The following is a 23,506-nucleotide window of genomic DNA, read 5'->3' as shown; positions in this document are numbered from 1 at the left end:
TTTTTGAAAGGTCTCGACCTTACTGCAAAGGCGTGTCGCGATTCTGAATTCGCCTGAAAGCCAGAGTTCATCTGAATTAATCAGAGGTGCCCTAGCCGTTAATGGTGGTACGACCTTGAAAGGCATGAGCCAGAGTACCGCCATCAACAAACTCCAGCTCCCCTCCCAGCGGCACACCGTGTGCGATACGTGAGACCTGGATACCACGTTTCTGGACCTGCTGTGCGATGTAATGGGCCGTCGCTTCGCCCTCAACAGTGGGGTTGGTGGCCAGAATAACCTCTTCGACAGATTCTTCATCAAGGCGCCGAGTCAGCTGATCCAGACCAATCTCCGCCGGGCCAATACCATCGATGGGTGAAAGGTGGCCCATTAACACGAAATAAACCCCTCGATAGCCACCGGCTTGCTCTATCGCGAGTACATCAGAAGGGGTTTCGACCACACACAGCTGTTGGCGTTGACGCGCCTGATTATTGCAGATAGAGCAGTTTTCTGTCTCACACAGGGTACGGCATTGCCGGCAACGCCCCACCCCTTCCACGGCATCCTGCAACACACTGGCTAATCGTGAAGCTCCCTTTCTATCCCGCTCGAGTAGATGCAACGCCATACGTTGCGCCGATTTAGGACCAACACCAGGCAAGCAACGTAGCGAATCGATAAGCTCATTGATAAGCGGACTAAAGGACATAGGAAAACTGGCGCCTTAGCTTAAAATGGCATCTTAAAGCCGTCGGGAAGATTCATTCCTCCGGTGACCCCCGCCATCTTTTCCTGAGTGTTCTTTTCTACCTTGCGTACAGCGTCGTTAACTGCTGCTGCCAACAGGTCTTCGAGAATCTCTTTGTCTTCCTGCAGAAGACTGTCATCAAGCTGGACGCGCTTCACATCATGACGTCCTGTCATCAGCACTTTCACCAGACCCGCGCCGGATTCCCCGGTCACCTCGGCATTAGCAAGCTCTTCCTGTGCCTTCTGCATCTGTTCTTGCATCTTCTGGGCTTGCTTCATCAGATTGCCCATTCCGCCTTTCATCATACCTACCTCAAACTATCAGTGCCGACTAAACCGGCTGGATGGAATCGTCGACGATTGTAGCAGAAAAACGCTCCAGCAATGCCGTCACATTAGGGTCGCTATTGATTGCTTGCTGGGCACTGGCCAATCGCTCTTCAGCATGCCGCTGCAGGTATTGGGCCGGGGTTTCTGCACTGGTGGAATCCTGCTCAATCACTAACTTCAGGGGCAATGCAAAATAGTCAGACATCACCTGCTCGATACGACCCTGATGAGTGGCATTGAGGAGAGTCGCGTTTCCTGGAGTGATCCTCATTTGCACTTCGGTTTCTGTAACCTGGCAAAACTCAAGGTGGGTGGCGATACTCAGGGTAACCCCACTCAATCCAAAGCTTTTGTATCCCTGCGCCCAGTCACTGGCTTGAAAGCTTTCAGCAGGAATACGCTGAGCCAAAGTCGCCGTATCTTTTGACTCCGAAGGCTGGATCACACCGGCTTCGCTTACCGGATCCGCCGAAACTTTAACATCAGCACTTGAGCTGGCTGGCGCAGTAACTTCGAGACTTGCAGGGGCAGCGGCAGAATCTTGGTTACCTTGAACCTCAACGACGGGTGCATCAGTTGCAGATTCCCCTGAGCGTTCTGTTCCAGCTATTTCAACTATTGGCTCCTGACTACTGGCGGGCGCCTGCGAATCGACAGACAACTCATTGCCCTGCCCCGCACCCGATTCCATATATTGCTGATAAGCCTGTTCCGTCGCATACGCATCCACCGCCGTGTCGCCCACCGACTCTTCGGATGTTTCCACAACCGGCGCAGCCGGTACCGGATGGGCAGCCGGGGTTAACGCAGCTTCAGCTGTGGCTAAGGGCTTTTTTGTCGGGACAACTTCCTCCTGCACAGGGTTATCGGAAGTTGCTGCGGATTTAGCGTCAGATTCGATCTGTGTCTGAACTGAAACGCCACTTTGCGAGCGATCGGCAGTATCAACAGACTGGGATTCTGCCCGATCAGACCCAGGCTGCGTCTGGGTACCTGCAAGAGGCTCGGTAACAGGCTCAGGGGAACCTTCCAGCCGGAACGCCAGCATTCTTAGCAGTACCATTTCAAAGCCAGCTTTAGGGTCGGGCGCTAACGGCAGGTCTTTTCTTCCAACCAGGGCTATCTGGTAAAAAAGATGAAGATCCTCAGCAGTTACCCGGGACGCTAGTTGTAAAACCCGATCACGATCACCCTGGCTGTTATCGACCGCATCCGGAAGCGCCTGAGCCAACGCCATCCGGTGCATCACCGACAGCATGTCGGATAACACCTTGGCGAAATCCGGAGAGAATTCCGCAAGGCTATTCACAGCGGACAAGCTGTCCGTCACATTACCGGCAACCAGCGCCTCAATAATCTGGTACACCTGTGACTGGTCAATAGTCCCGAGCATGACACTGACCTCTTGCTCGGTAACACGCCCGCCCCCGTAGGCAATTGCCTGATCGGTCAAACTCAGGGCATCGCGCATACTACCATCGGCCGAACGTCCTAACTGCCACAAGGCGGCTTCCTCGAACGGAATCACCTCTTGCTCCAGAATATGCTGAAGATGGCTAACCACTCGCTCGGGAGACATATTTTTAAGGCTGAACTGAAGGCACCGGGACAGAATGGTGACCGGCAATTTTTGTGGATCCGTTGTCGCTAGCAGAAATTTAACGTGTGGAGGCGGCTCTTCCAGAGTTTTCAGCAGAGCATTAAAGCTGTGTGTAGAGAGCATGTGCACCTCATCTATCAGGTACACCTTGTAACGGCCTCGAGTAGGCGCATACTGGACGTTATCCAGCAGTTCACGAGTATCCTCTACTTTGGTACGAGAGGCCGCATCGACCTCGATAAGATCGACAAACCGCCCCTCCTCGATCTCCTTACAGGAACCGCATTGACCACAGGGTTCCGAGCTGACACCCGCCTCACAGTTCAGGCATTTGGCCAAAATTCGAGCAATGGTTGTCTTGCCGACACCTCGGGTTCCCGTAAACAGGTAGGCATGATGCAATCGATCATGATCGAGGGCATTGATCAGAGCCTGCAGCACATGGGTTTGACCCACCATCTCCCGGAAAATTCGGGGACGCCATTTACGCGCCAAAACCTGATAACTCATGCTGTAATCATCATCCGCATCATGCAAAGCAGGTATGCTAACCAAGATATAGAGGGATTGCACCTACCCACAGCCGATAACACACACAGAGCCATAAGAAAGGTCGATACAGGGAAACAAAAAGGGAAGATAAGATCTGATTGGAGGCAACCCCTGCCAGCCACACCCCGGCACATGAATGTGCTGCTACCGTTGCTCCCTTCCGGGCCTGGCGGAGTTTACAGCGATTCATTGCGGGGGGACCAACAGGGGCTACCACAAAATGCCGGGCGATTGCCCGAGCGCCGCGAATTGTCGCCAATTTCCATCCTCAATGCAAGACTCTATATTTACAGATGCCTTATTCATTGCCATAGTCAAACGTATCGGCCTCCCCGGTGTTTAAGAGAGACCAGTCTTATGATGCGTTGGTACAACAGCCGACCACTATCTGTGAAGTTTTTATTACTGGCATTACCCCCTTCAATCCTTGTTGGTTTGGTATTTCTAGGTTTCGTGCTTCTTGAACAGAAATCCCTGATGGAGGAAAACAACCTTCGCTACTCCCACAATCTCGCTCAGAGAGATGCAAAGCTACTTTCTCGCCCATTATGGAATCTGGAAGAGTCCTCCGTATTATCCATTCTGGAAACGATCAAAACCGAGCCACGCCTCACCTGTCTGCAACTGGTCGATGTCTTGGGATTCGAAAATTACCCCGTTTACGGCAACTGTAATCCCAAGGGCAGTGAAGCAGTCATTTTACAACCTATCGTATTTGAAGATTTGCAAGGTGAACATCAGCTGGGAGCACTTAAGGTTGCTTTTGATATCACCGCTGATTCAGAAGTACTTTTTCGCGGAGTGACCATTCTTGGCGGTCAGATTTTGCTCATGCTGGTAGTGATAAGCACCAGCATTTTCTGGGGCTTCCAGGCAACGATATTACGCCCCATGTCCAAGGTATCTGATTCAATCAAACACTTCCGTGAAACCGGGCTTCGCCAGTCGGTAGACTGGGACACTGATGACGAACTAGGCCAGCTTATACGAGAATATAACTCAGGATTGATCAGCCAACAGGAATCCGAACGTGCGATCCTTCAGGCCTCCGAAGAGTTCGAAACCACCGTACAAAACCTGCCCTTTGCACTGGCGATTATGACCAATGAGCGGCGAATCGCATTATCCAATTCAGAATTCAACAGAATGTTTGGGTTCCCTGAGTGGAATTCAGATCAGCTCGATGAATGGATAAAATATGTTTTTCCAGAGGAAATGTATCGCGAAGAAACCATTGCATTAATGACCATACATATTAATCATGCCAACAAAACCGGGCGGCTAACCGATCCTCTCGTTCGTCGTATGACCGACACGCAGGGACGCACTCGCATTATTGAAATACGCTATTTTTTACTTGAACAGCGAGGCGTGTTCACTTTTGCCGATATTACGACCCATAAACAAGCAGAACGGGAGATTGCCAAGTCTGCAGAGCGATTTGAAATCACCATCATGAATCTGCCCTTTGCCTTGGTAATAACAAATAATGAGCATGAACTGGAGATGGTTAACAGCGAATTTACACGCTTATTTGGCTATGAAAACACCGATATCGACAGCTTTACCGAATGGCTATCGAAAAGCCAGGTCACACAAGACATCGAATTATCCTCGGCACTTTTACTCGACCTACTCTATCGTGAAAATGTTTCCGGACAGGTAATTGGACCTATCGAAGCCCGCTTCAACCGAAAAGATGGACAGCCAGTTCTAATTGAAACCCGTTTATTACAACTAGCCGACCGCAGCATCTGGGCAATGACTGACATTACCGCCCGCAATGAAGCCGAAAAAAACATTCGCCAGGCCAGAGATGATGCAGAGCAAGCGCTGAACGAACTAAAAATCGCCCAAGGCAGTCTAGTGCAAGCCGAAAAACTGGCATCACTGGGAAGCCTGGTGGCGGGTATCGCCCATGAAATCAACACCCCGGTTGGCATCGGTGTCACGGTGGCTTCCTCTCTGAGCGATCGCCTCAAAAGGATACAACAAGCTGTTGACAGCAGCTCCCTGCGAAAATCCGATTTTGACCAGTTCATCATGGAAGTTGAGGAAGCGACCGGGCTACTCAATACATCGTTAGGCAATGCAGCACACCTCATCCAGAACTTCAAACAGGTTGCTGCCGACCAGACAAGCTCTCAACGTCGCGTCTTTGACCTTCATATCGTGATCACTGAGGTACTCACAACACTCGGCCCAACTCTCAAACATACCCAACACAAGATAATTGAAAAGGTTACCGGCAACATTGTACTTGATAGCTACCCTGGACCACTGGGTCAAATCATCACCAACCTGGTCACTAACGCCCTCATTCATGGGTTCGAGGGGATCGACCAGGGGACCATTGAACTAAAAGCTGAATTAGATGAGACCCAGCAATTTGTCATCCTGCTTTTTTCGGATAATGGCAAAGGCATGGCGACAGATCAACAGGCGCGAATGTTCGACCCTTTCTACACCACCCGTATGGGCGAAGGTGGTACAGGACTGGGACTAAACATCGTCTACAATATAACTAACAACATCCTGGGGGGCTCTATCAGTGTAAGTAGCAAACCCGATAAAGGCACCAGTTTTACATTCAAACTGCCGGTAAGAGCCCCCGTTACAGCCGATCAGGAACTGACATGACAACAAAGGATGATCTTCTCGTTTTCGTTGACGAGCCAGATACAGAAATCGTCGACACACAGCAGTCACCCTGGAAGATCATGGTGGTCGACGATGAAGAACAGATGCACCAGGCAACACGCTTTGCCCTGACCGATTTCAGCTTCAACGATCGCCCTCTCGAGATCATTAGCGCCTATACCGCGCATGAAGCCCAAAAACTTCTTACTATCGAGGAAGATATCGCCTGTATCTTCCTCGATGTCGTTATGGAATCCGAAGATGCCGGCCTTAAATTGGTCCCCATCATCCGGGATGAAATGAATAACAGCGCCGTACGGATTATTTTGCGAACCGGCCAACCCGGCTATGCACCGGAAGTTGAGGTTATTCAGCGTTACGACATCAATGATTACAAGGCAAAATCCGAGCTAACCCAAACCCGGCTGTTCACAGCCCTCACCTCCGCCCTTCGATCCTACCAACAAATCTGTACTATCGAAGCCGGTCGCAAAGGGCTGGAAATGATCGTTGAATCCTCATCAAACCTGTTTGCCTTTCGCGCTATAAAACAGTTTGCAACCGGCGTGCTAACCCAGATATGCAGTTTATTGGAAATAAAATCAGAAGGTGTCGTTTGCGCACACACCAATACCCTTTTGCATAAAAGTGACATGAGCATTCTGGCGGCCGCTGGACAATACGCAGACTTTGTTGGTCGCCCACTTATGACCATGTCCAACTTACATCTACGTGAAGATATCGAGCATGCCCTGGCAGAGAAAAAATCCTTATTCTACGAAGACCGAACCGTACTCTACCTTTCACTGCCCTCTCGTGACGAAATTGCCATCCACATCACCACCTACTCCCCTCTGGCTGATCTTGATCGTCAGTTACTGGAAGTCTTTTGCGTAAATATTGCCATCGGTTTTGACAATGCTCAGATGTTTCAGCAGGTTGAATCCCTGGCATTCCATGATCAGTTAACAAACCTGCCGAATCGTGTCTCTTTTCTCAGGAGAATAGACGACAAACTGAAAAATTCCGATCAGAAGTTCATGGTTATTATCGCCGACATAGACAACTTCCAGGCGGTCAATGATGGGCTCGGGGGAGACATCGGCAATGCTGCCTTAAAGACAATTGGTCGCATGCTGAACAGCTGCTGCACCAACAATGAGATCCTTGCTCGTCTTGGCGGCGACCTGTTTGGTCTTATCGTACCTTATCGGTCAGACAGTCAAATCGACCAAACCTTAAACAATATCCTACAAAAATTTATTGAGCCCGTGGTTATTGAGCAAAACCATATTCCTGTCAGCCTTTCTATCGGAGCTAGTGTCGCCTATGACAACGGTGACAATTCCGAACTGTTATTTCGCAACGCCGGGATAGCCCTAAAGAACACAAAGCAGCGAAACCGCGGCAGCTATACACGGTTTAATGAAGAGATGACCCGCGATTTACGGACTCGCCTGGATACTATAAAAGAGCTCAGAACAGCTATCGACAACAATGAGCTTTATTTACTTTTTCAACCCCAGATAAATTTGCATAACGGCAATCTTGAAGGCGTTGAAGCCCTGTTACGCTGGCGAAACGCAGAAGGCATCGAGAACTACCCCAACGATTTTATCCCCGCCGCCGAAGACTCTGGAATGATTGTCCCAATTGGCCTCTGGGTATTGGAACAGGCCTGCAAGCAACAGGTACTCTGGTCGCAAGGAAGCAGAGGTCCAATTCGAATGGCCGTTAATGTTTCGATGCGCCAATTCAAGGAACCAGACTTTATTGAATCGGTGATCACCATTGTCAACAAAACGGGCATTAGCCCCTCATGCCTGGAGCTGGAATTAACCGAAACCATCATCATGTCAGACTCAAGGGTATTAACCGCCAAGTTAAACCAACTTCGATCGGCGGGCATTCAAATAGCCATTGATGATTTTGGTACCGGCTACTCTTCGTTAAGTTACTTACAAAGCCTTCCTATAGACCGGCTAAAAATCGATAGGGCCTTTATCGAACACATAGATTCACGCTCAGAAGACGCCAGCATTGCGGCAATGATTGTCGCCATGGGTCATGAATTAAAATTGAATGTCCTAGCAGAAGGTGTTGAGACCGACAAACATGAAACTGTACTGAAAAAATTGGGATGTGATCAAGCTCAAGGGTTCTTCTACGCGCGCCCAATAGCCGCCGAAAAAATAGAAGAATTCTAATAAAAACAGCCGCAACTGCAATTCGGCAGACGAAACATAGCAGTATGATATAACAGCCCTACAGACTCATTTGATGCCACCCCAGGGGGCTCATAATGCTTGATAAGAACACACCGATAGTACCAATTCTTGCCGGTGGTGGTACTCGACTACCGGCGCATGTCGGTATCTTAACGGCATTACAAGAGTTAGAAATTCAATTCAATCATCTGGTCGGAGTTTCAGGCGGTAGCATCGTATCCTCCTTATATGCAACGGGTCGATCTCTCACCGACATCAAAGACTTGGCACTCAATATCGATTTTCAGCAATTTAAAGGCCAGTCTTTGGTCAGCCTGATAAGAGCAGGCGGTCTCTCTTCCGGTGATGACTTTGAACAATGGCTGGACGATAAACTAAGCGGGATTCGTTTTTGTGATCTCCCCCTTGATCTTCATATTGTGGCGACCGATGTTGCTTCCAGCCATCCGGTTATTTTCAACAAGACCAACACACCCGAACTACCCGTTTCAAGGGCCGTTCGTTTTTCAATATCGATCCCGCTTATTTTTAGTTTTCAACACTTTAATGAACATGTTCTGGTCGATGGCAGCATACTATCCGAAGACGCCCTGCATCGTGACTGGGCTGGAGATGGCACCCCCGTCCTCTGCTTTAGAATGCGTAGCGAACCACAGTCTCAATCCGACATAAACAGCCTGATGCCCATTAAGGAATATATGTCCATGCTGATTCGAACCTTCATGACCACGTTGTCAAGGGAGTATGTTAACGACGCTTTCTGGCACTCGACGATTATTGTTGATACGCAACACTATTCTCCGGTGGAATTCCGCTTAACCCGGGAAGATAAAGAAGCTCTGTTTGAAATGGGATACCTGACGACCATGGAAATTGTTCCACAAAAAACCCGTCCAGATACCCACTAACAACCTACAGGGACCGCAATAACGCTTGCGCAGGATGCCTGACCCCAACATTATCAACACGCTTTACCTGGCTTCGACAGGAGTAACCCGTTGCCAACAGTTCCTCAGCATTGTTATCGGCTAATACAGGCTGCCAGCTTTGACTGTAGATTTTTTTAGAGGTTTCAACATTGCTGGATTCGTGACCATAGGTTCCGGCCATACCACAACACCCCAAAGCCAACACCTCCAGATCATGACCCAGCATTGAAAAAACCTTCTGCCATGACTTAAGGGATGGTGCGGCTGAGGTACGCTCACTGCAGTGAGCCATCAGCTTGAAGCTCTGTTTGACATCAGATCGATATTTCGAAAGAACCGATTCTTCGGTGGCCAGCCACTCCTGTAGCAACTGGACCTTTGGCCAGCGCTCCATTATTTCAGCGTACTCCTGACGATACGCCAGTGTCATGGAGGGATCGATGCCAACCAAAGGAATACCAAGAGCCTCGATCTTGGCGAGTCTACTCGCTGCTTTCTTTGCCACCCGGTCAAATGTGCGTAAAAAACCATGCACATGAAGTGGCTTACCGTTAGCTACAAAAGGTGCAACCTGAACGTTGTATCCAAGCCCAGACAGCAGGTCGAGTGTATCAACGACCACAGACGTATCGAAATAACTGGTGAAGGCATCCTGGACAATAACAACCGTACGCAAGCGCTGCTCGGCACTCAGGGATTCCAGCTCATCGATAGAGACAAAATCCTTACCGCGAGACTGTAGAGCACTGCGCAAACTGTTTTCACAAATAGCCGGGCTATCAACCATCCCCGTTACTCGCTGCATAAAGGACTGCATCAATGAATTGTTCATTGCCCAGTTATAAGGTGCTGGAAAACGACTCAGCACGGGAATCATAAATTCAAGAGCACCAACAAAATAATCTTTCAGCGGGCGCAAATAACGACTGTAATAAAGCTCAAGAAAACGGGAGCGAAACTGCGGCACATTGACCTTGATCGGGCACTGTCCCACACAACTTTTGCAAGCCAGGCACCCCATCATGGATTCATGAACTTCGTGGGAAAAATCGTAGTCCCCCTGGCGCTTGCCGAGTGTATTTTTAATTTTTCCGGGCAACGACATTACAAAACTTCGTCTACGCAACTGCGCTGTCTGCTGCGGCAAATCAACGCCACGGGACTGCATCACCCTCACCCATTCTCGTACCAGGGACGCTCGCCCCTTCGGGGACTGGGTACGTTCACGGGTTCCTTTCCAGGATGGACACATCGCATCATTCGGATCGTAGTTGTAACAGGCGCCATTACCATTGCAATACATCGCTGCCCGAAACTGCTCTCTTGCGCCCTGATCGATCTGGCGATCGTATTGACCTCGCGTCGGCACTTCGTCAATACGAATCAGCTCGGCATCCACTGACATCGGCGTGCAGATCTTCCCGGGATTCAGCTGATTTCTTGGGTCAAAGGCCGCTTTAATTTGACGCATCACCCCGTAAAGCTCTTCGCCAAAAAGCTCCGGCGCGTACTCCGAACGCAAACCTTTGCCGTGCTCTCCCCACAGCAACCCCTTGTATTTACGAGTCAGTTCCACGACTTTATCGGTTACTTCCCGAATGATTTTTTCCTGATCCGGATCCTTCATATCGATCGCAGGCCTGACGTGTAAAACTCCCGCATCAACATGACCAAACATGCCATACTGCAAATCGCGCTCATCGAGCAACGCTCGGAACTCAGCGATAAAATCGGCAAGATTTTCCGGCGGCACCGCTGTATCCTCGACAAAGGGGATGGGACGTTTCTCGCCCTCGGCATTACCCAACAGCCCTACCGACTTCTTTCGCATGGCCCAGATACGTTTTATAGCATCGTGCCCCCAGGCTACGGTATGCGAAAAAGCTTTACCTTGTTGTCCCTGCACCGAAGCCAGGGCACTTTGCAATTGCGCAACTTTCGTGCGCAGATCGTCTTCATTGTCGGCGGTATACTCAACCAGGTTAATACCCTGAATGGTGCGATCACCTTGTGCAGGAAAAAATTCGCTAACCGTATCCCAAACGATATCACCCATCGCCAGCCCCAGAACTTTGGAATCAACGGTTTCAATCGAAGTAGGGTTCGCCTTCATCAGATCCTGAGCATCGCGCAAGGCATCATTAAAGCTGTCGTAGCAGAGATTGACCAAAGCTACGCAATTGGGAATGGGCAGCAGGTTAAGCTTGGCTTCGGCAATAAAGGCCAAAGTTCCTTCGGATCCGCACAGAATAGAGTTGAGATCAAAAAGATTCGAATCGGTGCGCACATGCGCAAGATCATATCCGGTCAAACAGCGATTAAGCTTGGGAAAACGCTCTTCGATCAATGCCTCATGGGTTTTGTGCAAATGATCGACATTAGCAAAGATGTCGGCAGCACGACTGTTTTGCGTTTTTTGCTCGTCCAGAAGCTGTTGATTGATCGGAGTAGAATCCAGAACCGAGCCATCCAGCAGTACTGATTTCAGAGACAAAACATGGTCCCGGGTTTTTCCATACAAACAGGATCCCTGACCACTGGCGTCAGTATTAATCATACCGCCGATGGTTGCCCGGTTGCTGGTAGAAAGCTCGGGAGCAAAAAATAAACCGTGGGGTTTCAAGGCAGCGTTAAGCTGATCTTTCACCACCCCCGTCTGAACTCTGGCCCAACGCTCCTCGACGTTAATCTCCAAAATGTTGTTCAGGTGACGGGAGAGATCCACCAACAGACCATCGGTCAGAGATTGGCCATTAGTCCCCGTACCACCACCTCTTGGGCTAAGTACAATATCAGCAAACCTCTCTTCATTGGTGAGACTGGTCACCAATACCAGATCCGCTACCGAGCGTGGATACAACACCCCCTGCGGTAAAATCTGATAAATACTATTGTCCGTCGAAAGCACCACCCTATTGGCGTAGCCAGCACTCAAATCACCCTCAAACCCTTGCTGTTTAAGGGCTTCAATAAAGTTGAGGTAATGTTTTTGGGTAGCGTTGATCTCTGCAATACGGGGGATCATCGGGACCTTTCCTGCTGACTGCTTTGGGCCGGCAATGATGCGTTAAAGTCCGAAATAACTCAAATTTACTGCTCCTTTTGCTCGCGAAAAACCTTAACCATTACCCCCACTTTTCACTGCCCGGTATCAGTACTCACCTTCTCCACCCAAATACAGAAACTTTATAAACATAAAACTAAAGATAAATCAACCGACCAACGCACACAAAGATCCTTTTTTCCGTAAGTTTATAGACTTAAAAAGAGTATCTGTACTAAAATCCACCCGCCCGAATAATCCCTTGAAGTTCCAGCACCCGATGTGCCGGAAAGGACGAACAATGCTTAACATCCGAAACTGGCCTATCAGGGTCAAATTATTAGCCGCTGTCTTATTGCCCCTGATCGGTTTCATCTATTTTGGTGTGAGCCATATACAAGACAATTACCGCCTGCAACAGCAGATGAGCAGCCTGCTAACCCTGACCGAGTTGGCCCGTGTGAATAGCACCCTGGTTCACGAACTGCAAAAAGAGCGTGGCTTATCCGCCGGTTATCTGGGTTCGGAAGGCAAAAAATTCACCCAACAACTGACACCTCAGCGCCAGAACAGCGACCAAGCGATCGCACAGCTGCAAGCATTTAGCGAGCAACACGACCTGCCATCTGACATTCGTTCGCTGATCGGCAGAATCCAACAAACCTTGGCACAGCGAGAATCCCTGCGCCTCAAGGTAACCCAACTGGATATTTCTCTGGCACAAGCGGTGGCGTATTACACCGATATAAACCATGAACTGCTCAGCGTGATCGATTCGATCGCTAATAACACCAGCGAAGCGGCTCTGGCACGTCACGCCATCGCTTTCAGCGCTTTTTTGCAATTCAAGGAGCGGGCGGGTATCGAACGAGCCGTATTAAGCAATGTTTTTGGCCAGGATTACTTCGCCCCAGGATTGCATGCAAAGTTCCTCAGACTACTGGCCGAACAACAGGCTTATCATGAGCGTTTTACCGCCAACGCGACTGAGCAAAACCAACGATTTCTCAACCAGACACTCAGCGGCTCTGCTGTGCAAGAGGTTGAGCGGATGCGAGGTCTGGCCAAACAGAAAGCGCAATCGGGTGGCTTTGCTGTTGATGCCAGTCACTGGTTTGAACAAAAAACCGCTCGCATCAACTTGATCAAAAAGGTCGAAGATCACCTGTCCCAAAGCCTGATCGACGAAAACCTCAAACTGAGTCAGGAAGCCCAACAGTCCCTGCTACAAGCTCTGGCGCTGGTAATCGTGCCATTACTGATCACTTTACTGTTCTCTACTTACATCTCCCGTTTGTTGTACCGGGAGTTGAACGAAATTGCGACCTCTATTCATCAGGTGTCCTCTACTTACGACCTGACTTGCCAGGCCAAAGTGATCGCCGAAGATGAAATTGGTGAACTGACGCGAGCCTTTAACCAGTTGCTGCTGCAGTTTCAGAGCATCATCGGCGAAGTCAACGGCGCCTGCCGACATATGCAACAGGCCTCTGATAATACGGCCACTGTCAGCGACTCTATGATCAGCGATGTCAGCCGCGGTTCCGAACAGACCGAACTGGTTGCCTCTGCCATGAGCGAAATGACCAGCACGGTCAACGATATTGCCCAAAATGCTGCAACAGCAGCCCAAGCCACCCAAAGTGCTAGCCTGCAAGCCCATCAGGGTAATGATGAAGTTGCGCAAAGCATTCGTCTTATCGGCAAACTTTCCAGCGAGCTCGAACAATCAACCGAAACCCTGCGAGAACTGCAAAACAACAGCGACCAAATTGGTCGTTTCATTACCATCATCGATGGCATTTCTGAAAAAACCAATCTGCTGGCACTCAATGCTGCTATCGAAGCCGCCCGCGCCGGCGAATCGGGCCGAGGCTTTGCCGTCGTTGCCGATGAGGTTCGCGCACTATCACAACAAACCAAAGAGTCCACTGCCGAAATTGCCAACATGGTGGAGCATTTGCAGCAGCGTTCTAACCAGGCGGTGATCAATATGGAAAGCAGTTTGCAGCAAGCTCAACAAACGGTAACGGCAGTGGAAAGCACCGGTAATTGCCTGCAACAAATCGTCGATAACGCCGATGCGCTTAACGGTATGAATGAGCAGGTGGCAACTGCCGCCGAGCAACAGAGCGCCGTGGCCGAAGAGATCAACCAGAACATCATCAAGATTCGGGATATTTACCAGCACACCAATGATCTGACGCCGCAACTGCATGGCGCTAGCGAACAACTGGCTTCGTTATCCGAAACCCAGCAAAAACTGGTACAGCGGTTTAAGCTGGGCTGATCTCACAAGGTATCAGGAGCTATCAGGGCACGAGGATTTTTCGGATAGAAACGCTCCGGCAGGCGGTCAATATGGCTGAACTGCCGGGTATCCTTGTAAGGCATTTTCATAAAACCGGAAATACCTAAGCCACTGATTTTGGGCACCGCTTGCAGGATTTCATCCAGGTAACGCTGAAACAGCGGCTCTTGTTCCGGATCCAGTAATTTAAAGTAACTGTGTATCTTCAGGTGAGTTTCCAGGCTTTCGAAAATAATCAGTCCGGTGTGGTAGATACGGTTCAGGCGCGCAATACGCATAACAATCTCTTTTGGCAGCGCCAGGTTCTCTTCCGGGTCTTTACCGTCCTCAAAATAGGAATGCACCCGGCTGTCGTCTTCAAACTCGGCAACCGCCGCCACCTCGTAAGGAATATTCATTCCCGCATCCGGTACAAAGGGGTCATGAATCGAATCCCGGTCAACATGCAATGTGCGGCGGGCATCAAACAAGCAACTTTTAAATACCCCCTGTCGATAAATAGTGCGTGCCAGGGTGACCATATTATTGACCGCAGCGGTGAAAGATTGACGGTATTGTTCCTCGTGCAAATTCAGTGACGAGTCGATATAAACACCATCGGCTTCCCAACGCACAGCGAGACCGCCGACCACCGGGTATTTACCCAAACGTCCGACAGCGGCGAGGAAGGCTTTTTCGGTATCTCCCATGCCCTGCAAGAAGTTTTTGTAATAGCGATCAAACTGGACATCATCAATATCCTGCATCGCCTCTTCATTGCCTTCTTCCTTAAGGAACGACTTGCGTGAGCTGTACACCACCGTATCAATTTCCTGCTCCCGATTGTGCACCCAGATCGGGATCAGGTGAGGTTCTGCTGGAGTTGGCAGGTCGATTACCAGGGTACGCGCCATAGCAGGCATATTACGCATAAAATAATCCCCAGCCCGGGCTCGTTGCTCCGGAGTGCCATCGAGCATAGCTTCCAGTGTGCGGGCAAACTCCATCGGCAACCCCAGAGAGGTAGGCGGAATCGCCCGATAACCAAATCGACAGGACTGAGCCGAAGCCAACGCATAGAGAGTCGCAGCCAAACCCTGCTCGTCAAACCGGGGGGTTGATAACGCCCCGGCCAATTGTTCAGGGCCGATAAAATAGACATCCCCCAACCGCGCGTTGGTATTGTGCAGATCTCCGGACATCAGCTCCATAACGCTGTTAGAGACATACTGCTGATGCTCATCGAGCTGGGCAAAAACTGCAGAGCCCCAATCGATCAGTGAGATAGTTTCGGTCCTGGGGTCGAACATGATGTTGGAGGGTTTTATATCGCCATGGACCATCAAACGCCCACTGCCAACCTGAGCACCCCGCAACCCCCAAAGAATATCGCACAGCTGCTTGGCAATGCTGATGATCAAACGTGGCGATAAGCGACCTTCGTTCAACGACAACTGTTCAAGATCGATACCAGCAGCACGCTCCATGACCAGAATGGCCTGTCGGCGAATACGCTGGAAAGCGATCAGTTGGGGAACACAGGGGGCCTGCACCTGCCCCAGCATATAGGCTTCTTCTTCCAGGCGATCCTGCACATGCTGAGGCAAGGTGATACGGGAGAATTTAAACACCAACCGACGCTGATCCGGATCCAGACCACCAAAGACGAAACCGAAGGCGCCCTTGCCGATCAATTCTATTTCCCGGTAGCCCAGCTGCTCCAACTGCGCCTGACACAGGCTGACCCAGTTCTTCAGCTTGCGAGCGTCATTCTGGCTGAGCAGATAGATCGATTGCTCTTCCGGGATATAAAACCGCTGTAAATCCGGTTTATTCATCACGATCAGCCGGCAGCATCTCCCCCAAACCCCATCAGCTCAATTCCAGCAACATGCTGGATGGGTTTTCCAGATAGGATTGCCACAAGCCACTGAAGCGCGCAATGGTACCGCCATCGATTACCCGGTGGTCACCGGACCAGCTGACATTCATTAACGAACGTGCAACAACCTCACCATTGTCATCAAATCGGGGCAGACGCCGGGTTTTACCCAGTGCAACAATCGCGACCTCCGGCGCATTGACCACCGGTACCGCATAGGTACCTCCCAACGCGCCGATATTTGAGATACTGATGGTACCACCCTGCAGGTCTTGCTGGGCCACGCGTCCTTCTCGCGCGGCACTGGTAATCCGCTGCACCTCGGTGGCAATCTCGAGCACACTGAGGGACTCTACTCGCTTGATATTGGGAACCAGCAGTCCCACTTTGGAATCCACCGCCATACCGATATTGCAATGGGGCAAGTAATGAATCTCACTGCAATCATCATTGACCCGACTATTAAGGATGGGGAATTCCATAACGGCCATAGCCAATGCCTTCATAATAAAGGGCATCATTGTCAGTCGAACGCCCCTGGCTTCAGCGCGGGGTTTTAACTCTTCGCGCAGCGCAAGCAGATCGGTGACATCTATCTCGTCGCCATAGGTAAAGTGAGGAATAGTCGCAGCCGACAAAGTCATCTGCCTCGCCATAGCGGCCCGAACCCCTCGTATGGGCTCTATCCTAACCTCACCATCGGCCTTAATCGGCTGACTGGCAGCAACCTGGGCATTAGCGTCTTGTGTCTCAGGTACTGTAGCTTTCACAGGTTTGTTCGCAGTTGGCTCCAGCTGCCCCAGATGCCGCAACAGATCTTCCTTCAACACTCGCCCCTCTTTGCCACTGCCAGCTACAGCCGTTATATCCAGCTGGTGTTCACGAGCAATGCGCCGCACTGCCGGGCTGGCCAGTGCCTTGCCCCGCGATGCTTGCTGGCTATCAGGGCCCGCAGCCTTTTGAGTCAGTAAGGAGGAGTCATTGCTGGTCTGTGGAGAAGCATCCTGAACAGAAGCTGGCGCCGAAGCATTCCCTTCGTCGGGCAATAGAGAAAATAATGGCCCGTGAACCTTGGCAACTTCACCTTGCTGATAGTGCAAACGAGTAATTACCCCGGCCTTGTGAGCAGGAATCTGTACCAATGCCTTGTCGGTCATCACATCAACCAACGGTTGATCCTCCTCGATATGATCACCTTCGCTTATCAGCCACTCAACCACTTCACACTCGACGATACCTTCTCCAATATCGGGAAGTATAAAGTCCTCTTCCGCATTACCTGGTGCGGCTTGATGTGCTGCCTCTTGATTGACTGTGCCAGTCACTGATACCTGCTCGTTACCGTCATTGGCAGCCACCTCGCCCTGGGCATCAACTTCAACGGCAAACAGCGGCTCATGTACCTTGGCAATTTCTCCTTGCTGATAGTACAAGCGAGTGATTCGACCGCCATATGGTGCAGGAATTTGCACCAGTGCCTTATCGGTCATTACATCAGCAACAGGTTGATCTTCGGTAATCAGATCACCTTCGGCGACCAACCATTCAACCAATTCGCATTCGACAATGCCCTCTCCAATATCGGGCAAAATAAAATCCTGATTCATAACGTTCCCCTAGAATTTGACACTGGCCATAAGCGCTTCATAAACCTTCAGATGATCAGGAATATATTCCTTCTCGTGCGCTAATGGATAAGGGGTGTCGAGACCGGCAACCCGTGATATTGGCGATTCCAGATGCAAAAAGCAGCGCTGCTGTATAGTCGCCGCCACTTCGCCTGCAAAACCTCCGGTCAGCGGGGCCTCATGAGTAATAAGCAAACGCCCGGTTTTCTTCACCGATGCTGCTACCCTGTCGGCATCCCAGGGAACGATGCTGCGCAAGTCGATCAGCTCACATGAGACTCCCTCGGATTCCGCCATATCGGCTGCTTTTTCAATGATCTCCATCTGGGCTCCCCAGGCCAGCAAGGTAATGTCGCTACCTTCGCGTACGACTTCGGCCTCTCCCAACGGTAACTGGTAATCCTCTTCCGGAACCATGCCCACCGACGCCCGATAGATTCTTTTCGGCTCGAAAAAAATCACCGGATTAGGATCCCTGATTGCAGCTAACAGCAATCCCTTGGCTTGATGAGGGTTACGAGGCACGACGACCTTCAGACCCGGTGTATGAGCAAAATAGGCTTCCGGAGACTGAGAATGGTAAAGCCCACCGGCGATGCCTCCGCCATAAGGGGTACGGATCGTTAATCCACCCACGTTGAAGAGATTACCCGAGCGATAGCGGAACTTGGCAGATTCATTCACGATCTGATCGAAGGCCGGAAAAATATAATCGGCAAACTGAATTTCGGCGACCGGTACCGAACCTTGCGCCGCCAAACCATTGGCAAAACCGATGATTCCCTGCTCGACCAGTGGGGTATTGAAACAGCGCTCTCGGCCATAGCGTTCCTGCAGATGACTGGTGGCACGAAATACCCCGCCAAAGCTGCCTACGTCCTCGCCGAAACAGATCACCTTGTCGTTCTCGGCCATAGCAATGTCTAGCGCATTATTGACCGCTTGCAACAGATTCATCTTAATCATGATCAAGCCTCCCTGATGTTTTCGGGTAGGCTTCGGGGTACTTGCGGATATGCACCTTCAGGTCTTCCAATTGTTGCTTCAACAGCGCCGGTGGCTCGTCGTAAACGTCGGTAATCAATTCATCAAGTTTGCAAACATCCAGCGGCTCGGCCGCCTTCATAGTCTTTAATACCTGTTCGCGCTCGTTATCCAACAGGGTTTTCTCTTGTTTCTCGTCCCACCATTGCTGCTTCTGCAACCAGTTACGAAAACGTATCAATGGGTCTTTCTCGCGCCACTTGGCCTCCTCTTTCTTGGAACGGTAACCCGACGGATCATCGGAGGAAGAATGAGCAGCCAGACGATAGCTCATAGCCTCTACCAAAACCGGTTCGTTTCGCTCGACGGCCAGCTCGCGGGCCTCTTTCATCGCCTGATACACAGCCAGCAGATCATTACCATCAACGCGTATCGCGTGCATGCGATAACCCAGTGCCCGGGGGGCAATACCATCGGCGGCAAACTGTTCACTGGAAGGAGTGGAAATGGCGTAGCCATTGTTTCGGCACAGGAAAATAACCGGCACTTTTAACACTGCTGCCATGTTCAGGGCTGCGTGAAAGTCACCTTCCGAAGCAGCCCCCTCCCCAAAGACCGTGACCGTACAGCGCTTATCACCGGCCAGTTTCTGACCGTAAGCGTAGCCGGTTGCCTGGGGAATCTGGGTTGCCAGGGGAGAAGAGATAGTCATGTAATGCAGGTCAGAGGAGCCGTAATGAATTGGCATCTGGCGCCCTTTGCCATAATCAAGCTCATTACTGAACAGTTGATTCATAAACTCTTCCAGGCTAAAGCCGCGATAAACCAAGGCCCCCTGCTCCCGGTATTGGGCCATGATCATATCGTCGTCTTCGAGGGCTGCGGCAAACCCCACAGTGGTGGCCTCCTCACCGGTCGACTGCATATAGAAACTTAGACGTCCCTGACGCTGGGCGGCCAGCATGCGCTCATCCAGCACGCGGGTGCGCACCATGGCTTTATAGATTTTCAGGGCTTTGGCTTGCTCCAACTTCGGTATTTCGGCCCCTTTATAAGGGCTTCCATCCTGTTTGATCACCTTATAGGTAGGGATCTGAAGCTCATCGCCACGTACAAATTCAGGTCGATGCACGACCCGATCTCGGTTGACGGTACTCATAGCTGCCTCGTTGTTGTTTTTAGACAGTGGCACTTTTGCCCCTTTTGGGGGCGGTGCAATACTTAGGATAGTCGGTACCCGGTAGGGACCTAGCACATTTGTACGCTACTTTTACGTAAACGTAAACCTTACCATGCAATCACTGAACAGCGGTCAGCAGTAACAGGTCGTTGCCAGAATGACATGAGGATTCTATCAACCAATCATCGCCTGATCCTTTCCTGCGGACTTGGCGGCATAGAGCAGGTCATCGGCACGACTGATCAGCGAATTCACGCTGTCTTCTTTACGCAGTTCTGTCAGACCAATGCTGACCGTAACCGTTTGTTTGATGCTGAATTTATGGGTTCGGATCACCCTAAGCAAGCGATCGGCAAAATGCTCCGCCTGCTCCAGATTATCGCCAGGACAGAGGATGATAAACTCCTCCCCCCCCCAACGAGCGGTCATATCGGTATTGCGAACAGTATCTTTAAGGATCTGCGCAAATTCGATCAGGCAGAGGTCTCCGGTGCTGTGCCCCAGGTTATCGTTGATAGACTTGAAATTATCGATATCAAAAATCACCAGTGACAATTCACTGCCCAGGCGCTTGGCCCTTGCGTATTCCATTTCCAGGGCGTTGTCGAACGCACGTCGGTTCATTAAACCGGTCAGATGATCAATATTCGAGACCAGTTTCAGCCTTTTCACCAATACAGAGGCCTCAGCCATTCTGCGCGCCGAGAAGATGGCCAGAGAAATGGACAGGAAGAAAAACATCGGAATGATTTCGTCCAATTCATAATCTTCATGCTCCTGGACATAATCAAACACCATTTCTAACAGGTCGACCTGTCCAGCCACAATCAGTAATAATGCATTGACGCAAAGAATAGCGACCGTATCGACATGGGCGGTGGTAAAAACATGGTGGGGTTTGAATTTCCGCTGTGCGGGCAACAATACATAATATTGGTAATAAATCCCGGCGATCAGGGAAGCCAGCGCCGCTTCACTGACAGCAAGGGCTAGCACGCTCATCTCGCTGCCCAGCCACTCATAAAACGACTCCAGCACCATATCAAAAACAAAAATTGTGGCACCAATAACAAGGTAGTTGGGTGCGGGCACGTACTGCTTAAGGTGCCTATGATGCAACCACCAGAATCCGCCGATCACAACAAACACCAGCAGAGAGGTATCGATGATCTCGACGATCAGCGATTCCGAACGATCCCCATCATGGTTGATCACCATCGCCAGAATAAACTCCACCAGGGCGGTAAAGATGATCAATACCCAGAATAACCGGCGGCATAGTTTCAGGGTTGAATCCTGGCTCGACTCATAGATTGGGGGCATGGAATCCTTGATAGCTGATCTGTTGAAGTGATTAATAATAGTCAATAATTGAACGATACATCACTAATTGAAATACTAAATCAGGCAGTGATCACCGCAGTAAAGACAATAAGCAAACATCGAAAAAGCTATTACTCTATTGATTTGATTGATAAAAACCAAAAAGGATCAACACAACCTGACCCACATGGACCCACCATGGAGTTATGCGCCCACCACTGTATCCATGTCAGAAAATGAGTAACCGATATTCCCTGCAATAAAACCCTTTGTGACCTGAATTCACCGTCTCAGGTCACAAACAGGCCTCCTAAAGCGTCTTCTTATTACCACTTACCACCCAATGGAGTAACAATGAACAGCACAGCAGCTTTCGACTATTCGCAGGTGATCCCAGAGGTATTACAGCACATGGCATCCGTCCACAGTCTGATGGAAACTTACCACTTCGACCAGAAACTTACTCATTTGGTATTACTACGGAGCTCGCAAATCAATGCCTGTGGCTATTGTGTGCAGATGCACATCCGGGAGGCCCGCCGAGACGGTGAAACAAATGAACGCCTCGACAGATTGGTCATCTGGAACCAGGTCGATGACTACAGTAAACGGGAAAAAGCGGCTTTGGCCTGGACAGAAGCCCTGACAAGATTAGAGCGCGACACCAATTACAGCATTTTAAGAACAAACCTTATGGAGCACTTTTTTGATCAAGAAGTTGGCATACTCACGGCGACCATTGCCATGATAAACCTATGGAACAGAATCAGGGTATCGGGGCATTAACTATGAGCGCAAATGAAAAAGCGAACCACTTTGAACAATCGCGAACGAGATTGCTGGGGCTGTCCTATCGAATCTTAGGTTCTGTTGCTGATGCCGAAGACGCAGTGCAAGATACTTACCTGAAATGGGCTCGCCAGGACCCCAACAAAATAGACAATAGTGAGGCATGGCTGACCAGAGTGTGTACCAGGCACTGCCTGGACATAATGAAATCCTCTCACAAAAGCCGGGTTGACTATATAGGCACCTGGCTACCCGAACCTATTCAGACCTCGACGAATTGTGAATTCAGTGACAACACTGAATTGGCCTGTTCATTAACAACAGCTTTCCTATTAATGCTGGAGCGTTTGACGCCTAAAGAGCGCGCAGCCTACCTGTTACGCGAAATCTTTGAAACGTCCTATGAGCAGATTGCTGAGACACTCAATCTGCAAGAAGCCAACTGCCGAAAACTGGTATCCCGTGCCAAGCTCAATATTGATAAGGATAAAGTAAGGAATACAACCCCATTTACGGTTCAGGACCAATTCCTGAATGCTTTCCAATCGGCAATCACGGATGGCAATACCGAACCATTAGCGCATCTGCTCTCTGACGATATTCGACTCGACGCCGATGGCGGCGGCAAGGTGGCAACTATCAAGAAGAGCCTGAATGGAAAAGCGGCCGTCATGGAATTTCTGGGTAGAAATCTTCATCAGTACTGGGCCAATCATGATTGGCAAAGTCTGGATATCAATGGCTCACGGGGCATCGTAATTAGCCTGGAGAACGTAACAACGGCCATCGTTTCTTTTAGCTTCGACAGCCGCCAAAGGGTGACTGGCATCTATATTATGCGTAATCCTGAGAAAATGAATTTGCTGAGCAAGGCGCCTATCCATTAAGCGATCAAGAGCCTTGAATATCATAACGTCTTGCAAGAAGGGAGATCCTGTGAAGCGCACTCATTCACTCATCATCACGAGCCTTTTAATCATGTCAACATTCACTGACAAAAACGCAAATGCACAAACCATCCCAGCAGAAAGCACGCTTACAACGGAGATCATAAATCCCGAAGGATTATATGACCCGGCCCCTTACGGTTATAGCCACGCCGTAATAGCAAAAGGCGGTTCCCGGATTGCTTACATCGCCGGGCAAGGGGGTGAAGATAGCAAGGGTAATCTGGACTCTTCATTTTCAAAACAAGTTAAGGCACCTCTGATTAATTCGGATAGATCTCTGCGGATCCTAAAATGGTTTTTATCAAGGCGAAGCTCGCCGTTCATGTCAAGACCTGAACAAGGGCTTCAACACCGAGAGAAACCATTTTAGGACCGCCCTACGGGGCTTTCAGGCGAACCCAGACTCTTTGTTACGCCTTTTTG

16 protein-coding genes and 1 other RNA gene are annotated in these 23,506 nt (G+C 50.1%); 7 read left to right on the top strand and 10 right to left on the bottom strand.

Annotated elements, in window-relative coordinates; genetic code table 11:
• Nucleotides 1-91: 91 nt before the first annotated feature.
• The 4 genes from recR to ffs all read right to left on the bottom strand — a co-directional run bounded on the left by recR (nt 92) and on the right by ffs (nt 3,423).
• The gene (gene recR / locus MIB40_RS16685) at nt 92-694 is read right to left on the bottom strand and encodes a recombination mediator RecR (protein WP_249696607.1); all 603 of its coding nucleotides are present in this window, start codon (nt 692-694) and stop codon (nt 92-94) included.
• Between the two features lie 20 nt (nt 695-714).
• Nucleotides 715-1,041, bottom strand: a complete 327-nt coding sequence (locus MIB40_RS16680; RefSeq protein ID WP_249696605.1) for a YbaB/EbfC family nucleoid-associated protein — start codon at nt 1,039-1,041, stop codon at nt 715-717.
• A gap of 25 nt (nt 1,042-1,066) precedes the next feature.
• On the bottom strand, nt 1,067-3,175 hold the full coding sequence (gene dnaX, locus MIB40_RS16675; protein ID WP_249696603.1) for a DNA polymerase III subunit gamma/tau: 2,109 nt from the start codon (nt 3,173-3,175) through the stop codon (nt 1,067-1,069).
• A gap of 151 nt (nt 3,176-3,326) precedes the next feature.
• An RNA gene (gene ffs, locus MIB40_RS16670) (signal recognition particle sRNA small type) lies at nt 3,327-3,423 on the bottom strand.
• A 151-nt stretch (nt 3,424-3,574) separates the two neighbouring features.
• Here ffs and MIB40_RS16665 point away from each other — a divergent pair.
• The 3 genes from MIB40_RS16665 to MIB40_RS16655 all read left to right on the top strand — a co-directional run bounded on the left by MIB40_RS16665 (nt 3,575) and on the right by MIB40_RS16655 (nt 8,993).
• Nucleotides 3,575-5,857 carry a PAS domain-containing sensor histidine kinase gene (locus tag MIB40_RS16665; RefSeq protein ID WP_249696601.1) on the top strand — a complete coding sequence of 761 codons (2,283 nt, stop codon included), beginning with the start codon at nt 3,575-3,577 and terminating at the stop codon, nt 5,855-5,857.
• Nucleotides 5,854-8,064, top strand: a complete 2,211-nt coding sequence (locus tag MIB40_RS16660) for a bifunctional diguanylate cyclase/phosphodiesterase (protein ID WP_249696599.1) — start codon at nt 5,854-5,856, stop codon at nt 8,062-8,064. The genes MIB40_RS16665 and MIB40_RS16660 overlap by 4 nt, the downstream gene beginning before the upstream one ends.
• 95 nt (nt 8,065-8,159) lie before the next feature.
• Complete coding sequence (locus tag MIB40_RS16655) at nt 8,160-8,993, top strand: patatin-like phospholipase family protein (protein ID WP_249696596.1); 834 nt, start codon at nt 8,160-8,162, stop codon at nt 8,991-8,993.
• A gap of 4 nt (nt 8,994-8,997) precedes the next feature.
• On the opposite strand, the gene ydiJ is transcribed toward MIB40_RS16655, so the two are convergent.
• Nucleotides 8,998-12,039, bottom strand: coding sequence for a D-2-hydroxyglutarate dehydrogenase YdiJ (gene ydiJ / locus MIB40_RS16650; RefSeq protein WP_249696594.1), 3,042 nt, complete (start codon nt 12,037-12,039; stop codon nt 8,998-9,000).
• Nucleotides 12,040-12,358: 319 nt separating this feature from the next.
• Between ydiJ and MIB40_RS16645 the strand changes: the two genes are divergently transcribed.
• The gene (locus MIB40_RS16645) at nt 12,359-14,347 is read left to right on the top strand and encodes a methyl-accepting chemotaxis protein (RefSeq protein ID WP_249696593.1); all 1,989 of its coding nucleotides are present in this window, start codon (nt 12,359-12,361) and stop codon (nt 14,345-14,347) included.
• Nucleotides 14,348-14,349: 2 nt separating this feature from the next.
• Here the strand turns inward: MIB40_RS16645 and MIB40_RS16640 are convergent, their stop codons facing one another.
• The 5 genes from MIB40_RS16640 to MIB40_RS16620 form a co-directional block, all read right to left on the bottom strand.
• Nucleotides 14,350-16,185: a protein kinase domain-containing protein gene (locus MIB40_RS16640; protein WP_249696591.1), complete on the bottom strand. Its 1,836-nt coding sequence runs from the start codon at nt 16,183-16,185 to the stop codon at nt 14,350-14,352.
• A gap of 34 nt (nt 16,186-16,219) precedes the next feature.
• A complete protein-coding gene (locus MIB40_RS16635) occupies nt 16,220-17,836 on the bottom strand; it encodes a dihydrolipoyllysine-residue acetyltransferase (RefSeq protein WP_249696589.1) in 1,617 nt (538 codons plus the stop codon).
• Between the two features lie 9 nt (nt 17,837-17,845).
• The gene (locus MIB40_RS16630; RefSeq protein ID WP_249696587.1) at nt 17,846-18,823 is read right to left on the bottom strand and encodes an alpha-ketoacid dehydrogenase subunit beta; all 978 of its coding nucleotides are present in this window, start codon (nt 18,821-18,823) and stop codon (nt 17,846-17,848) included.
• On the bottom strand, nt 18,816-20,000 hold the full coding sequence (locus MIB40_RS16625; protein ID WP_249696585.1) for a thiamine pyrophosphate-dependent dehydrogenase E1 component subunit alpha: 1,185 nt from the start codon (nt 19,998-20,000) through the stop codon (nt 18,816-18,818). Before MIB40_RS16625 ends, MIB40_RS16630 begins: the two co-directional genes overlap by 8 nt.
• Before the next feature lie 195 nt (nt 20,001-20,195).
• Complete coding sequence (locus MIB40_RS16620; RefSeq protein WP_249696582.1) at nt 20,196-21,344, bottom strand: GGDEF domain-containing protein; 1,149 nt, start codon at nt 21,342-21,344, stop codon at nt 20,196-20,198.
• Between the two features lie 354 nt (nt 21,345-21,698).
• Between MIB40_RS16620 and MIB40_RS16615 the strand changes: the two genes are divergently transcribed.
• From MIB40_RS16615 to MIB40_RS16605, 3 genes are read left to right on the top strand one after another with little or no spacing between them, the layout of a single operon-like run.
• The gene (locus MIB40_RS16615; RefSeq protein WP_249696580.1) at nt 21,699-22,130 is read left to right on the top strand and encodes a carboxymuconolactone decarboxylase family protein; all 432 of its coding nucleotides are present in this window, start codon (nt 21,699-21,701) and stop codon (nt 22,128-22,130) included.
• A gap of 2 nt (nt 22,131-22,132) precedes the next feature.
• Nucleotides 22,133-23,020, top strand: a complete 888-nt coding sequence (gene sigJ / locus MIB40_RS16610; protein ID WP_249696578.1) for an RNA polymerase sigma factor SigJ — start codon at nt 22,133-22,135, stop codon at nt 23,018-23,020.
• 49 nt (nt 23,021-23,069) lie between these two features.
• Entirely contained in the window at nt 23,070-23,453 is a 384-nt protein-coding gene (locus tag MIB40_RS16605; protein ID WP_249696576.1) for a hypothetical protein, read from the top strand.
• The last annotated feature ends 53 nt before the right edge of the window (nt 23,454-23,506 follow it).

This window comes from Aestuariirhabdus haliotis (assembly GCF_023509475.1).
Taxonomy (GTDB): Bacteria; Pseudomonadota; Gammaproteobacteria; order Pseudomonadales; family Aestuariirhabdaceae; genus Aestuariirhabdus; species Aestuariirhabdus haliotis.
This window is presented reverse-complemented; position numbering and strand designations above follow the sequence as displayed.